We start from the raw sequence: 13873 nt of genomic DNA, 5'->3' as shown, positions 1-13873 counted from the left end.
TCGCCGACCTTATGGACAGAATGTGTCGTGTCCCGCTGGCTGCTCTCTTACGTACCGGGGTGAAGGACCACTTTGGTCCAGCCGTGGTTGCGCACGTCAAAGTTGGCGTAGGCCTCAGGTGCTTCGTCCAGCCCCAGCTCGTGCGAAACAATAAACGAAGGTTTTGCGCGACCCGCGTAAATCAGGTCCCGCAGCTGGCGGTTGTAGGCCTTGACGTTGCATTGTCCGGTGGCGATGTGCTGACCTTTGAACCAGCACTTGCCCCAGTCGAACGCAATCTTCCCCTTTTTCTCCAGTTCGTCCTGTGCGTGTGGGTCCTCCGGCACGAACACGCCCACGACGCCAATCCCACCGGTGAACTTCACCGACGAGACCAGATTGTTCATGGTGAGATTGGGTCGCTCCTTGCGCTTTGGCGCGGGATCGTGGCACTGGTAGCCGACGCATTCGCATCCCACGTCCGCGCCCATTCCGTGCGTCAGGTCCATCACCCGCTGCACCGGGTCGTCTTTCGAGTAGTCGATCGCAATTGCGCCGATCGATTCGGCTAGCTTCAGTCGGTCGGGATGGCAGTCGACCACCATCACGCTGCAGGCGCCCTTGATCATTGCCGAATGGGCCGCCATCAGCCCAACGGGTCCCGAGCCATAGATCACCACAGCGTCGCCGGGCCGCATCCCGGCTAGTTCAGTTGCGTGCCAGCCGGTCGGGAAGATGTCCGCACACATCACATAGTCAACTTGCTTCTCCTGCGCGTCCGGCGGAAGCTTCAAGGCCATGAAGTCCGCCCAAGGCACTCGCAGAAATTCGGCCTGTCCACCTTGCCACGGCCCCATGTCCGCAAAGCCAAAAGCACCGCCGGCAATGCCGGGTTGGTTTGCACTCAGACAAAAGGCGGTAAGTCCGCGCTCGCAGTTCTTGCAGTGTCCGCAACTGATATTGAACGGAAGGCAGACCCAGTCGCCAGGCTTGAGGCGCTCAACCGCCGGTCCCACTTCCAGCACCACGCCCAGGTTCTCGTGACCAAATATTCGGCCCTGTTCGAAGTCGGTCCGGCCCTCGTACATGTGAAGATCAGAGCCACAGATGTTGGTGCTTGTGATTTTGACGATGGCGTCGGTGGGACGCTCGATCTTAGGCTCTGGCACGTCTTCAACTGCCACTTGTTGAGGTCCACGATAGACAACAGCTTTCATGACCCAGCTCCTATAGTATCGCCAGCAAACGCTAGCGGCGGTGAACGCGATGCGGCGATAGCCGCCGCCGACGCGCCGGTGTCCTGCCGTTCAGGCAGCTCGCCCCTAGAACCGTAAGTTCTTTAGACGAGGATAGGACAAAACTTCTACATCCTTCGGTTGGAATTTTCTATTCGACTCCCGCGCTGGTTGCAGACCTTCATGGAAACTTGATGCGACAAGCGGTGAAGGCTGCGTCCGTTTCGCTGGATCTGACGCTATGCTGATTTAAGTCGTTAAGGAACACAGGGTGCCTTTAGGAAGACGTTTGATGTTGGCAGATGTTCATGCTGAAGGCTTTTCCTTCTCTGTCGAGTAAGCGCAACTGCCTTCGCCAAGCACAGAAGCGGAAGTACGCCTGAAGATGGAAATTAAACGGCAACGCGAAACAATACCAAGGCACGGACTGTGGCAGCGACCGTATGCGAATCATTTCCGCAGTCCTTATCTTTCCATCTCGTTAAGGTGCGATTGCATACGTCTAAGCTTCGATGGATGCCCACATATAGGCACTCGCATGCTTTCGATTTCTCCATAAATTGCGAGTCAGGCCATGTATCAGAGTCGTTGGCTTGTATGTCGAAGCGCGCGGCTTTTCGCGAAGGCAACGGCTGGTTCCTGATTCGTGTTAACCTGAATCATCCAACACCGACTTCTTTAGCCATGGCCTTGCCCATCTGGTTAGGTAAAGAGTGCCGCGTAGCGCAACACCTGCGTGGCATTGACTGGGCCCAAACTTCTGTGGGTCCAATAGGGCAATGGGATGCTTGCTTGCAAGGGGCGGTCGCAAGCTGTCTCACTTGTTCCTTTCCAGCTTGTGTGATGTGGGGCGAGGACCTGACCGTTATACCCAACCGGGAACTATGCGAATGTCTCGGAATGGAAGCCGCCGTTCTCGTAGGAACACTCTCGGCAAATGTCTGGACTAGCTGTCGGGATACTGTCTTACCGGTTATCCACGCGACTCTTAGGCAGCGCAGCCTCGTCCGCTCACGCGACGATGAGCTTCCTTTCACTCGCGGCTCAACAGGCGAGCAAATATATTTCGCGGTTTCTTGCAGCCCTATCTATGATAGCGACGGGGAGGCAGCCGGGGCCTTGTGCATCTTCAATGAAACCACGGAATTCGTCCTGGCCCGACAGCGCATCGCGCATGATCAGAAGGCGGTGAAAGCTGCGCGGCGTCTGGACGAAGACCGGCTGCAGGCCATTATTGACCAATTGCCCGCGGGCGTTGGGCTCACCGACGCAACCGGAAGATGGATCCTCAGCAATGCGCTGATGCGAAGATACATACCGACGGCCGTCCCATCAACGCTTCCGGAGCGGGCGACACTTTGGCAGGCATGGGACGCCTATGGAGACCCAATACCACCGCACGAGTGGCCTGGCGCACGAGCGCTGCGTGGTGAGACAGTGACACCCGGCCAGGAGATGCTTTATCTTGGCGTCCCAGGACATCGTATTTGGATGCGAGTAAGTGCGGCTCCGCTGCGTGATGAAGCTCAAAATTTGGTTGGGACCTGCTCGGTGGTACAAGACATCAGCGACTTAAAGGATGCCGAGCAAGCGCTGAAGGAAGCGGATCATCGGAAGAACGAGTTCCTTGCTGTGCTCGCCCACGAGCTTCGAAACCCGTTGGCGCCGATACGAACTGGCTTAAACATTCTAGAACATACGCTTGATGCCGAAACGCGTTCGCACGTTCATCGTATGTTCAATCGCCAGATGGCTCACATTGTCCGGCTAGTTGATGACTTACTCGAGGTTTCGCGCATCACCAGCGGCAAGATCGAACTGCGCAAGGAGCAGCTAAATCTACCCGCGATCCTTTCGAACGCTATCGAGATCAGTCGACCCGCCATCGACAGAGGTCAACACCGACTTACCGTCAGATTTTCAGCTGAACCGCTAACCGTCCATGGGGACCCGGTACGGCTCACACAGATTTTCGCCAATCTGCTAAATAATGCCGCTAAGTACACTAACGCCGGTGGCCACATCGAACTTACCACCGCACGAGACAATAAGTATGCGATTGTCTCCGTACGGGATAACGGTATTGGCATCTCCGCGAACATGCTGCCACGAATTTTTGACATGTTTAGTCAAGAAGAGAAATTCCGCAAGCATGCGCAAGGAGGCCTTGGCATCGGATTGACCTTGGTTCGAAGCCTTGTTCAACTGCACGGCGGTACTGTCTTAGCCCGCAGCGACGGTTTGGATAAAGGTAGCGAGCTGATAGTGCATCTACCCCTGATTGATGCACCCACCTCCCTGCAAACGTGCGCTGCGGAAAATGCCCCGTTTGATCAAAATAAGCTTGTGGGCAAGAGACTTCTCATCGTTGACGACAACGTTGATGCGGCGGAAAGCCTTGCCTTGCTTTTGAGTATGTTGGGTGCGCAGACGCGCACTGTACACGGTGGGCTTGCGGCGTTGGACGCATTAAAGACAGTGCAAGTTGACGCTGTCCTGTTAGACGTCGGCATGCCGGACATGGATGGTTACGAGCTTGCCCGACGTATCCGTGCAACTAAGGCGTTAGCTGCATTAACATTGATCGCCATTACCGGTTGGGGCCAGCACGACGACCGACAAAAATCGCGGGCCGCAGGGATCGACCACCACCTCGTGAAGCCAGTCGACATTGTCTTGTTGCTGAACGTTTTAACAGTCCAGAACGGTTAATAGACTCAATAACGTCTGCGCCGCAGACCCTAAACGATCAAGATCGTGATCCGCATGTGGTTCGGACGGGCAGCTTCACAGCGGTAGCGAACGCGTTACAAATATGCAAGATGATCGCAACCAGGCAAATTTGAAACTGGAAGCGCATCTGGGCGCAAGCGTGTTGCAACAGAACCACGCCGAAGATATGTTTGACCGAAGCGGGGACAGTTTACGCTGAACGTGCAGCGGGATCGCCAGGCAGCTGATGATGGGAAACGCTGTTAAGTTGATCCGGGGCCCACCAGAATGACGTTATCTATCTTTAAAGGCGTCCGTCTCGGCAGGCAATTAACTGGTGTTGAAGAAGTTCAAAGATGAGATTACCGAAGAATGCACATATCAAAAAGCCGGCTATCAGACCGGGAAAAACCGAGAGAGAAAGAGGGCGAAGAAGTCACGGCGCTTGCGCGCGGTCTTGACGTTCTACGCCGTATCGCTGCCGCCGACGCCCCTGTCAGCAACCGAGAGCTGACCGAATGGACTGGCATTCCCAAACCCACCGTGTCGCGCATCACCGCGACGCTCGTCGGCACGGGCCTGCTGCTGCGGCTGCCCGACAGCGAGCGTTTCGTGCTGACCGCCTCGGTTCTGGAATTCAGCAACGGATTTTTTCGCAATTTCGATATTCGTGCTCGGGCGCGCCCTTACCTCATCGCGCTCGCCGAGGAGACCGGTCTGTCGGTGCAACTGGCGGTGCGGGACCAGTTGGAAATGGTGGTCATCGATGCCATCCGTCCGCGTTCGGCCGTGCTCGTCTTGCGTCTCGAAGTGGGCGAGACGATGGACCTGACCTGTACCGCCATGGGGCGCGCGTACTTGTCCGTGCTGTCACAGGCGGATCGCGAGTCGCTCATCGGTAGTCTGCAGATCGCATCCGGCGACGACTGGCCGCACATCGCGATGGGACTTCGGCGCGGTATCGAAGACACGCATCGCAATGGTTTTGCGACTTCGGGTAATGAATTGCAGTTAGGCCTCAACGCAATTGCGGCGGGCTTCATCGGACCTTCGGGAGAGCGTTACTCCGTGAATTGCAGCGGCGCGGCACATCAGTGTCCCGAAGAGACGCTCATCGAAACAGTCGCGCCCGCGCTGCTGCGCTGTGTGAGCCATATCGCGCATGAGATCGGCGGCACGTCGGGCGCCGCAACGGCGAACATTGCGATGAACGCCACTGAGTAGACTCGACACCCTGACGCATCGGCTGGCCGACCCGTTGACGGGTTCGGCCGCCTTGTGCTCGCATCGTGCGAAATTCCCATCAGCGCGCGCGTGCACTGATAATCACGTGAAGGAAGTAAATAGTGCTAATAACTACTGGAGCAGCGTCGGTAATCGAACGGGCCCAGGCGCTCCGCTCTGGACGAGAACTTGCCGCCTATCTAGGACTTGTACCGCAGCAGACGGTTTCGGCGGCAAAGGTCAAGCTTGGCGGGATCAGCAAACGTGGCAACGTGTAACCGCGAGAAGCGCCGAATCTTAACCGGTCTGAGACATCGGTGTGTCCCACAGAAAAAATCAGTGGACGCAGCTTGCCTAGCTCTCAAACCAAGACGCTATTTGGGCGTCTATTCGAACTTACGACGTTTGGCAAACGGGACGCGGCCATGTATAAGTCTGCAACATTGCGTGACCATCGGCTTGACTGGCGCGCTGAACTTCTTCGAACTGGCTGTCGCCACGGCAATCGGATTGTTGGACTTCAGCTCCGGGGCCGCGCTCGCGACGGTCGTGCGAGTGTTGATCGAGATGCCCGTCATGCGGAGCGTGTGCGCAGTATGCACCGCTCTAAGGACTGGGATGAGTGCGTCTGACGAATTTGGAAACGATCACAGAGAGCGAACGTGCCTAATCTTACTACTGACCTCCCCCAGGTGCACCCCGAGCTGCTTCGCCCGCCCGATATTAATCGCCTGCGGCCTGCGAACGCGTCGCCCCATCCGCCGCGCATTCTGCTGCTCTATGGTTCGCTGCGCGAGCGCTCGTTCAGCCGCCTCCTGAGCGAAGAAGCCGCGCGCCTGCTTAGGGCCATGTATGCCGAAGTGCGTACGTTCAATCCGAGCGGCCTGCCGCTGCCGGACGATGCACCGGACAGCCATCCCAAGGTGGCCGAGCTGCGCGAGCTGGTGCTTGGTCGGAAGGTATGGTCTGGTGCTCGCCGGAGCGGCACGGTGCGATGACCGGCATCATGAAGGCGCAGATCGATTGGATTCCGCTTTCGGTCGGGGCGGTGCGGCCGACCCAGGGTAAGACGCTCGCCGTGATGCAGGTCAGCGGCGGATCGCAGTCGTTCAACGCCGTCAACCAGATGCGCGTGCTCGGACGCTGGATGCGCATGCTGACCGTTCCCAACCAGTCTTCGGTGGCCAAGGCCTTCCTGGAGTTCGACGAAGCCGGCCGCATGAAGCCTTCAGCGTATTTCGACCGCGTTGTTAATGTTATGGAAGAGTTAGTCAAGTTCACGTTGTTGACACGCGACATCGGTCCGTACCTTGTAGATAGGTACAGCGAACGCAAGGAGAGCGCAGAGGAACTGATGAAGCGAGTCAATCAGGCCAATATCTAAGGCTTGGCGGCTGAAAGCAGTGGCAGTGCGGACGTTCCAATATCGGCACAAAGCACCGGGCCAGTGTCTGGAAGTGGCCGTATCCCGCCTCATGGGTGGTTAGGCTTGCGTCTCAGATAACTCGCCAACATTGACCGTTTGCCGTAGGCGCGTAGCAGTTCGATGGCTAGACAAACCCATCAGGTAGCTTACCTGCTCGTTCGTCTTCCCGGCGGCGATGTGTCGGCGACCGTAAGTGTTCCGGAGCAAGCGTGGGCTCTCGTCTGCCGCCGTCAATCCGGCTCGCTTGAGCACCGCGCGCACGCATTTGAGCATCGTGTCAGGCAGCATCGGCTTCCCTGCAGTGGTCGCGATGAACAACCATTGCGTCGTGCACTGGATGGTTTGACGCGCTTGATGGTAGGCGCGGACCGCGTCGATCGCGAAAGCATCGATGGGCACCCGACGCGCGATGCGAGGGCCATGCTTTTCAATAAAGACGGTGGGCCGCGCATCGCTGACATCCAGATCGCCGACCCGCAGTTGCCTCAACTCGGCGGCCGTCACTCCGGAGGAGAGAAAAAGCGCCACGATTGCCGTGTTCCGAAGCTCCTTGAACGTCGCGCCGTCCGACGACACACATACCGCCTGCAGCCGGGCATCGTCTCGCGCCGACAGATAGATTGGCGTCGGCTCGTCCTCTGGCCAACTCTCGTTGATGAGCATCTGCGCGGCGGGATTGTCCGCACGCAGTTCGATGTTGACGAGGTGCCGCGTGAACCGGTCGATCAGCTTGAGATAGCGAAGGCGGGTGGTCGTGCCGGGCGCGCAATTCTGCGCAAGATCAGCGAAGAAACCGTCGAGGTGGTCCGCCCCATAGCTCGCTACGCTCGCATGATGTGCGATCAGGTAGTCGTTGAACCGCGAGAACATCGACCGGTGTTGAACGATCGACTGGTCGGCAAAGGCGCGGCGATCTGCGCCAGTGGCTTCTTCACGTTGCCATTGCGCGTAGGCGTCCTCGGGGACAGCAAGCCACAGGTCGTCGTCGGGCATAGAAATAGATATACTGAAGTTCGCTCACCTCAAACCATACAGCGAAGCTAACGCTTCGCCAATCCCGAGCAACCAAGACCCGGGGTGTCCTCATCTGCTTTGCTTCTGATGGCATCAAGGCAAGCAGCCGGTCCGCCGACAACGAGTCGAGCGGAGCAGGCCAGCATAAGATTGACGCTCAGGCCGAAGTCCTCAATGAGATGGCCGCCGGCGCAGTAAGCGCCGTCGCTTCCCATCGTCGCCGCTGCTTGAACACGCTGAACGAGCGTCGCTTCGCTCGATCGATATCCCCAAACGGGTCTCCCGAGCGCCACGGCGAAGCCCACTTCGAAAGCAGTGCCGCTGTCCGGCTCGCCCGCGCCGCGAAAGTCATCGAGGTTAGCCATGACGATATCCGCCGAACGGATCAACTGGACATTCGCCGCATAGATGTGGCGGGCAGCGTCCTGCGGTGAGAGAGAAGAGGAGGGGACATTGCCGTCCAGCGGATAGAGCCCAACGAAGTCTTGATCGCGACAGAGCTGCTTCAAGCGCTCGCCGTGTTCCTTGGCGTCGCGCCGAAATACATCGAAGCCCGCAAGGTAGATGCGCGGCTCGCTTGCGGCGCGCTCTATCGGGAGGGGAGAAGGATCGATCCTTCCTTCACGGACCCGGCGTTTGATTCGGTTTAGCTGCTTTTTCACAGCCAAGACGCTCTTGCCAAGACTGTTTGCAATCTGCTCAATCGGTAAGCCCTGATTGAGCAACTCCATTACTGCGCGCTGCGACTTCGTCGGATTTCTCTTGGACATTGGTTCGTTGCTTCGACTGCAGGGCTATTGGAACGCCTATGAGCTTCCCAATAACGCGCGTAGTCAAGTCACTCGACCCTCCCGCCTCAAGTTACGAGGAACTGACCAACGATGGTTGCGAGTTCGTTAGCCTGCGTCTCCGAGCCTGCAGAAAAGACATATGGCATATTGCGGAACGTCAGTCGACCTAAGGGGAGAAAATGACGACCCTCTCAAACATCGAAAAAAGGATTAGGAAATTGCAAGCTCGAGCAGAAGCGATTCAAAAAAATCTCCGCTGCTGGTGTCGTCGCAAGATTTTGATCGTGGAAATCTATCAATTATCCAAGCCCGATACCTCAGTCTTATCGAGATAACGTTAGAGGGTAGAATTGGGCTTTTATCAGTTACCCGAGAGGCTAGCGCCAGGTGACACAAGGCAACGACGGCTTTTCGGACAAAGAGATCGCTCGAACGGTCCTCCAGCTTGATGACAGCGTGACGCTGTGGCGTCGTGCGGCAAGTACGTCGCTTTCCCGATCTAGCTGCTACACCACCTTTACCAGTTCGGCCAAGCGGCGTGGAGCTTGCGGTCTTGACCGCGCTGGCTCAAAGCTACGGTAGTGCGATCGTGGAGGACCAGCGGTTCTCGCCTGTGCTGGACTTCATTGCAGAATGCGGTGCCGTCACGCTTGTACAGCAGGCGCTGTGGGGTGAGCAGTTTGAAGACGTGTGGCTCGCCGGCCAGTTGCGGAAGGCGCGGCTGGCGTTCGAGATTTTCTGCGGGACGTGGCGCGAGGTGTTCATGCGGCAAGCCCATACGACCTTGACGCGACTTGGCCTGCCAGCGCTCGTGCCGCCGATGTTCGCGATTTACCGCGCGCGCCTAGCGCGGCAGAGGCGATGATGAGGCAGAGCGCGATGCTTGATGCCTCGAAGCCCCGCGCCCCGGAAAAGCTCACTTTTGAGCGGGGCTATACCGCCAAGGACTTCACCGCACTGCGTGCGTACGTCCAGCGTATCGCGCCGGCGGTGATCGACGTGGTTGGTGCAGCCGTACGAGCGGCGTGCGAACTCGCAGCGAGCTGGATAGACGACGATGACGTAAAAGCTTGGAAGATCGCGACGAGCCGCTTTTTACGCTGTCTTATTGTCAGCCAACTTCCAACGTTGGAAAAGCACGCCATGACGGTTAAACCGTTCGCGCAAACTAGAAGGGATTTGAGGTGGGGTCCGGTTGCTTCCGACAGTTTGCCGCGAAACGGGAGCGCTAGCTCGACGTGGGTCGGAAACCGGCCAGTTTGAGTCGTTCACCCCTCTTTTCTTAATCGACCGCCTGCAAACTGATTATGGCCAGTCGCTGTGAGCGAATGGCCCCATTGCATGCTTCCTTTGCACAGAATTGAAGCGCAGCCGGAGCTGCCCCACGAGCCAGACTTCGTATTCGGTTAACGAAGCAGAATGCCGACGCTCTCCGCCGCGACACGAGAAACCCCGAGGAGCCTCGATTCGCCCATGCCCTCGCGCGCACTCGCAGACATCCCCGACATGACCGTCGATATAAAGTCCGTCACCACGTCGGCGACCTCCGGATGGGTTGCAGCGACAAAGACTCTAACCTGCGCACGCCTGCCTTCCGCGGTCCGGCGCGCCATCACCGCGCTCTCGCTTTCACCGTTACCGCGCGCCGCTTCCAGTACCAGGCACCCCGGGCGCTCAGGATCGCGGGCATAGGTCCGGGCTGCACGCTCAAGCAGGTCTGCGAGCGCTTCGGCCGGAGGCCGCCCCGCCTGCAGCACATCCGCCAGTGCAATTTCAGTGCGCGCATACCGCTCCAGGACGCGCTCAAAGAACGCCGCCTTGCTGCCAAACGCCATATAAAAGCTGGGGGGTTTGATGCCAAGCGCGACTGTCAGCGCGCTCAATCCGACACCATCGTAGCCCGCTGCATGGAACAAGCGCTGCCCGACATCCAATGCCGCTTCAGGGTCGAACGCCCGAGGCCGGCCACGGCCCGGCTTTGTATCTGCAATTAAAGTAGTGGTCACTATAAAAATCCATTGCATCGTCGTTTTGATAAATATATAGTGACCACTAATTTAATTCAAGGAGAGCGTGATGACGGTTCCAGACGGGTCCCCGTTTCGTGGCAAATCGGTCATGGTCGTGGGCGGCAGCCGAGGCATCGGAGCAGCGATCGTGACGTCGTTTGCCGCAGCCGGCGCGACAGTCCGTTTCACGTACGCGGGATCGCGCGGCGCAGCCGAAGCACTCGCTGCGTCAACCGGCTCGGTGGCCGTCCAGGCCGATGCGGCGGATCGCGACCGGCTCCTTGCATCCGTTCGTGAGGCAGGGGAGCTGGATGTTTTCGTCTACAACGCGGGGCTTCTCGGGGGAGGCGACCCACTGACGCTCGACCCGGACGCGGTTGACCGGCTCATCGACGTCAACGTGCGCGGCGCATATCACGGCTCGGTCGAGGCTGCGCGCCAGATGATTAACGGCGGACGGATCATCGCAATCGGATCCGTACATGGCGACACCATGCCATTTGCCGGCATCACCGCATACGGCATGAGCAAGTCTGCCTTGCAAGGACTGGCGAGAGGACTTGCCCGCGATTTCGGTCCGCGCGGCATCACGGTCAACGTCGTGCAGCCAGGACCTACCGATACGGATATGAATCCAGCCGATGGCCCGCTCGCCCAGCAAATGCACGACGAGATGGCAATTCACAGGCACGGCACCGCGGAAGAAGTGGCGAGTCTCGTGCTGTATCTCGCTTCGCCGCCCGCACGTGGCATCACGGGCGCGATGCACACCATCGACGGAGGTTTTGGCGCATGAAATTCAGGAGAACCCTATGACACGTGAAAGTGAAACGTCCGTTACGGTCTACGTGACCTATTCAGGATCAGCGGGCGCCCGCTTTGATCGCACCTGGTACGTTGAACGTCACTTGCCTCTCGTGATGACTAGCTGGTCCCAGTACGGCCTGGAAGAGGTGACTGCCTTTTTCCCTGCGGGCCGGCAGACCGGAACGCTGGCCATCTGCCAATGCAGATTCCGCGATCAGGGTGCCGTCGATGCGGCTTTCAGCTCGCCCGAAGCATCTGCTGTCATGGCCGACGTGCTCCGATTCACCGATATTGCGCCCCAACGAGCGCGTGCCGTTTCGCTCTAAGGAGATCTTGATGACTCAACTATTTGCGCCCTGGACGACCACTCGCTCGCGGACCGTTCGGCGTGCCCACTTCTGGATTCCAGGCGAACGCGTGAGCCTCGGTGACAAGACATATCAGCGCGGACCGATGTACGTGGAATGGGAAGCACCGGAACAGGTCACACGTCAATGGCCGATCGTTCTCATGCATGGTGGCGGTTTCCAGGGCACCGAGTGGTTCGACACGCCAGACGGGCGTCCCGGCTGGGCGCAGCGGCTGGTAGAAGCGGGCTATGCAGTGCTGGTCGTTGACCGGCCCGGGCACGGGCGCTCGCCGTATCACGTCGATGTCATGGGGACCATGGGACCGCCGTTTTCGTACGAAGGGGGGCGGCATATTTATTTCGCCGGAGACGACCCGCGTCATACGCAATGGCCATTTGCATCGGACGAGGAGTCGGCCATCGATGAGTTCATCGCGGGCTACGGTCCGCTGCCGGCCGACCTCGAAGCGTCCGAAACCATGGACGCGGATCGTACCGCGGAGTTGCTCGACCGCATTGGGCCCGCGATCCTGATCACGCATTCCGCGTCCGGTCCGGATGGCTGGCTCATAGCCGACCGCCGTCCTCATCTCGTCAAGGCCATCGCTGCTATCGAGCCAATGGGTCCTCCGTTCGCCGAGATCCCCAACATCGGGCCTATGCGCTGGGGTCCCACCGCCGCGCCGCTGAGTTTCGAGCCGCCTGCAGCGAGCCCTGATGACTTGCGCAACGCGACACCCGGCACGTACGCACTGCCCGCGCTGGATGACTTGCCTATTCTGATCGTGACAGCCGAGGCGTCCGAGTTCGCCGCCGCCAGCCCACCGACCGCCGCATTTCTCAACGCGTGCGGCGCATCGGCCGAGTTGATGGATCTTGCTGACCACGACGTGCGCGGCAATGGGCACGGCCTGATCTACGAAATGAACTCCGACGACGCTCTGGTGCCGGTGCTCGAATGGCTCAGGCTGAGGACGGAAGCGGCGCGTGAAGATGTTGTGCTCTGAGGTTGCATCCACAGTCAAAAGGGGAAATGCGATGGATATCGGAATGATTGGCCTCGGCGCAATGGGCCGGGCGATGGCTCGCAATCTCGCGCAAGCGGGGCATACGGTTAGAGCGTGGAACCGTTCGGGTGGGTCGGATGAAGGCGTGACGATGGTGGCGTCGCCCGTCGATGTATTTCAGAGCGACGCCGTGCTCACGATGCTGTCCGACGACAGCGTGATCCGCTCGGTCCTGCTCGAACCTGGCGTGCTAAAGCAGGCGAAGCCGGGGCTCGTGCATGTTGTCATGTCGACGATTTCCGTGGCCTTCGCGCGCGAACTTGTAGCGTTACACGAAGCAGCGGGTATCGATTATGTGTCGGCTCCCGTGCTTGGCCGTCCCGATGTGGCCGCCAAGGGCGAACTTAACGTGCTGGCCGCCGGCGCGCCGCATGCGTTGACGAAGGTCCGGCCCATGCTCGACGTCGTCAGCAAACGCGTCTGGGACATGGGCGCTGATGCGCCGGCAGCGAATGCAGCAAAGATCGCCTGCAACATGATGATCACGATGGCAATCGAGGCGATGGCAGAAGCTGTCGTGTTGACCGAAGCCAATGGACTTTCTCGGGATCAGTTCTTTGATCTGATCCTGAACACACTGTTCGGCTGCCGTTCGTATCAGGTCTATTCGGCGAACATCGCCGCGGGTCAATACGAGCCAGGCTTCAAGGCCTCACTTGGCTTGAAGGATCTTCGTCTCGCCGCCGAAGCAGCCGAACAGGCCGGCAGATCGTTGCCGATGCTCACGGCCGTTCACGACCGGATGGCCGAGACTGTCGAAGCTGGCATGGGCGACCGGGACTGGTCGGCTATGGCCACTTTGACGATTGGGCCGAACGCGCCAGCACGCTCAAGCGGCCCGTGTTTGTAGGAGTCGAACTCGACAATGGGCAGAACGAGTGCGTCAGGTAGGTGAAAAAAATCCAATAAACGACGTAGCAACGGGTCGGTGGAAAACACACTGGATTTTGGTGTTTCGCAACCAGCGGAAACACTGCGGGCGATTCACCGAACCCTCCTGATGCGTCGCGAGAGGATGCTCGCCAAGCGGGTAGCCAGATTCATGCACTCGCTGCCGTATAGCTTGTGAGCGCTGAAGGTTTGCGATTGTCCGTTGAGAGTCTGGAACTGGCCGATCGATTGAATCGGGGGATGCCTCAGATGGTTCGAGATGTGCCTGACGCGTCGGGCAGCACACGGCCACTTCCGGTCATTCGCGAGAAGGAGTACAGCGTCATCGGGACGGCCGTAACACCTTCATACCGGACGGACGATGGCGAC

12 protein-coding genes and 3 pseudogenes are annotated in these 13873 nt (G+C 58.8%); 11 read left to right on the top strand and 4 right to left on the bottom strand.

Features of this window, described 5'->3' with window-relative positions:
- Positions 1–47: 47 nt before the first annotated feature.
- A complete protein-coding gene (locus tag P9250_RS30835; RefSeq protein WP_310397060.1) occupies positions 48–1196 on the bottom strand; it encodes a glutathione-independent formaldehyde dehydrogenase in 1149 nt (382 codons plus the stop codon).
- 534 nt (positions 1197–1730) lie between these two features.
- On the opposite strand from P9250_RS30835, the gene P9250_RS30830 reads away from it, so the two are divergent.
- The 5 genes and pseudogenes from P9250_RS30830 to arsH all read left to right on the top strand — a co-directional run bounded on the left by P9250_RS30830 (position 1731) and on the right by arsH (position 6534).
- On the top strand, positions 1731–3926 hold the full coding sequence (locus tag P9250_RS30830) for an ATP-binding protein (RefSeq protein ID WP_409014986.1): 2196 nt from the start codon (positions 1731–1733) through the stop codon (positions 3924–3926).
- Positions 3927–4298: 372 nt separating this feature from the next.
- Complete coding sequence (locus P9250_RS30825) at positions 4299–5150, top strand: IclR family transcriptional regulator (RefSeq protein ID WP_310397057.1); 852 nt, start codon at positions 4299–4301, stop codon at positions 5148–5150.
- 125 nt (positions 5151–5275) lie between these two features.
- Positions 5276–5422, top strand: a pseudogene (locus tag P9250_RS30820) (transposase); the annotation flags it as partial.
- Between the two features lie 187 nt (positions 5423–5609).
- Positions 5610–5782: pseudogene (locus tag P9250_RS30815) on the top strand (arsenical-resistance protein); the annotation flags it as partial.
- 30 nt (positions 5783–5812) lie between these two features.
- Positions 5813–6534: pseudogene (arsH, locus tag P9250_RS30810) on the top strand (arsenical resistance protein ArsH).
- 99 nt (positions 6535–6633) lie between these two features.
- On the opposite strand, the gene P9250_RS30805 reads toward arsH, so the two are convergent.
- Both P9250_RS30805 and P9250_RS30800 read right to left on the bottom strand, forming a co-directional pair.
- Positions 6634–7569: a site-specific integrase gene (locus P9250_RS30805; RefSeq protein WP_310397056.1), complete on the bottom strand. Its 936-nt coding sequence runs from the start codon at positions 7567–7569 to the stop codon at positions 6634–6636.
- A gap of 47 nt (positions 7570–7616) precedes the next feature.
- Complete coding sequence (locus tag P9250_RS30800) at positions 7617–8360, bottom strand: nucleoside 2-deoxyribosyltransferase (RefSeq protein ID WP_310397054.1); 744 nt, start codon at positions 8358–8360, stop codon at positions 7617–7619.
- A 574-nt stretch (positions 8361–8934) separates the two neighbouring features.
- On the opposite strand from P9250_RS30800, the gene P9250_RS30795 reads away from it, so the two are divergent.
- Together P9250_RS30795 and P9250_RS30790 are read left to right on the top strand one after the other, a co-directional pair.
- Positions 8935–9246 carry a hypothetical protein gene (locus tag P9250_RS30795; RefSeq protein WP_310397052.1) on the top strand — a complete coding sequence of 104 codons (312 nt, stop codon included), beginning with the start codon at positions 8935–8937 and terminating at the stop codon, positions 9244–9246.
- 14 nt (positions 9247–9260) lie between these two features.
- Positions 9261–9644: a hypothetical protein gene (locus P9250_RS30790; protein ID WP_310397049.1), complete on the top strand. Its 384-nt coding sequence runs from the start codon at positions 9261–9263 to the stop codon at positions 9642–9644.
- A gap of 143 nt (positions 9645–9787) precedes the next feature.
- Here the strand turns inward: P9250_RS30790 and P9250_RS30785 are convergent, their stop codons facing one another.
- Positions 9788–10387: a TetR/AcrR family transcriptional regulator gene (locus tag P9250_RS30785; protein WP_310397047.1), complete on the bottom strand. Its 600-nt coding sequence runs from the start codon at positions 10385–10387 to the stop codon at positions 9788–9790.
- Between the two features lie 70 nt (positions 10388–10457).
- Here P9250_RS30785 and bdcA point away from each other — a divergent pair, with 70 nt between their 5' ends.
- Genes bdcA through P9250_RS30765 form a run of 4 tightly spaced genes read left to right on the top strand, consistent with a single transcriptional unit; the run spans position 10458 to position 13463 of the window.
- A complete protein-coding gene (bdcA, locus tag P9250_RS30780) occupies positions 10458–11186 on the top strand; it encodes an SDR family oxidoreductase (RefSeq protein ID WP_310397045.1) in 729 nt (242 codons plus the stop codon).
- Between the two features lie 16 nt (positions 11187–11202).
- Entirely contained in the window at positions 11203–11523 is a 321-nt protein-coding gene (locus P9250_RS30775) for an EthD family reductase (RefSeq protein WP_310397043.1), read from the top strand.
- Positions 11524–11533: 10 nt separating this feature from the next.
- Entirely contained in the window at positions 11534–12553 is a 1020-nt protein-coding gene (locus P9250_RS30770; protein WP_310397041.1) for an alpha/beta fold hydrolase, read from the top strand.
- A 31-nt stretch (positions 12554–12584) separates the two neighbouring features.
- A complete protein-coding gene (locus tag P9250_RS30765; protein WP_310397040.1) occupies positions 12585–13463 on the top strand; it encodes an NAD(P)-dependent oxidoreductase in 879 nt (292 codons plus the stop codon).
- Positions 13464–13873 lie beyond the last annotated feature (410 nt).

This window comes from Caballeronia sp. LP006 (assembly GCF_031450995.1).
In the GTDB taxonomy this organism is placed as follows: domain Bacteria; phylum Pseudomonadota; class Gammaproteobacteria; order Burkholderiales; family Burkholderiaceae; genus Caballeronia.
Note: the sequence above shows the minus strand (reverse complement) of the source record. Positions and strands in the feature narration are given on the sequence as shown.

Coding starts and splice junctions, on each gene's coding strand:
- P9250_RS30835 (WP_310397060.1), bottom strand. CDS start 1,196: ATGAAAGCTGTTGTCTATCGTGGACCTCAACAAGTGGCAGTTGAAGAC.
- P9250_RS30830 (WP_409014986.1), top strand. CDS start 1,731: ATGCCCACATATAGGCACTCGCATGCTTTCGATTTCTCCATAAATTGC.
- P9250_RS30825 (WP_310397057.1), top strand. CDS start 4,299: ATGCACATATCAAAAAGCCGGCTATCAGACCGGGAAAAACCGAGAGAG.
- P9250_RS30805 (WP_310397056.1), bottom strand. CDS start 7,569: ATGCCCGACGACGACCTGTGGCTTGCTGTCCCCGAGGACGCCTACGCG.
- P9250_RS30800 (WP_310397054.1), bottom strand. CDS start 8,360: ATGTCCAAGAGAAATCCGACGAAGTCGCAGCGCGCAGTAATGGAGTTG.
- P9250_RS30790 (WP_310397049.1), top strand. CDS start 9,261: ATGCTTGATGCCTCGAAGCCCCGCGCCCCGGAAAAGCTCACTTTTGAG.
- bdcA (WP_310397045.1), top strand. CDS start 10,458: ATGACGGTTCCAGACGGGTCCCCGTTTCGTGGCAAATCGGTCATGGTC.
- P9250_RS30775 (WP_310397043.1), top strand. CDS start 11,203: ATGACACGTGAAAGTGAAACGTCCGTTACGGTCTACGTGACCTATTCA.
- P9250_RS30770 (WP_310397041.1), top strand. CDS start 11,534: ATGACTCAACTATTTGCGCCCTGGACGACCACTCGCTCGCGGACCGTT.
- P9250_RS30765 (WP_310397040.1), top strand. CDS start 12,585: ATGGATATCGGAATGATTGGCCTCGGCGCAATGGGCCGGGCGATGGCT.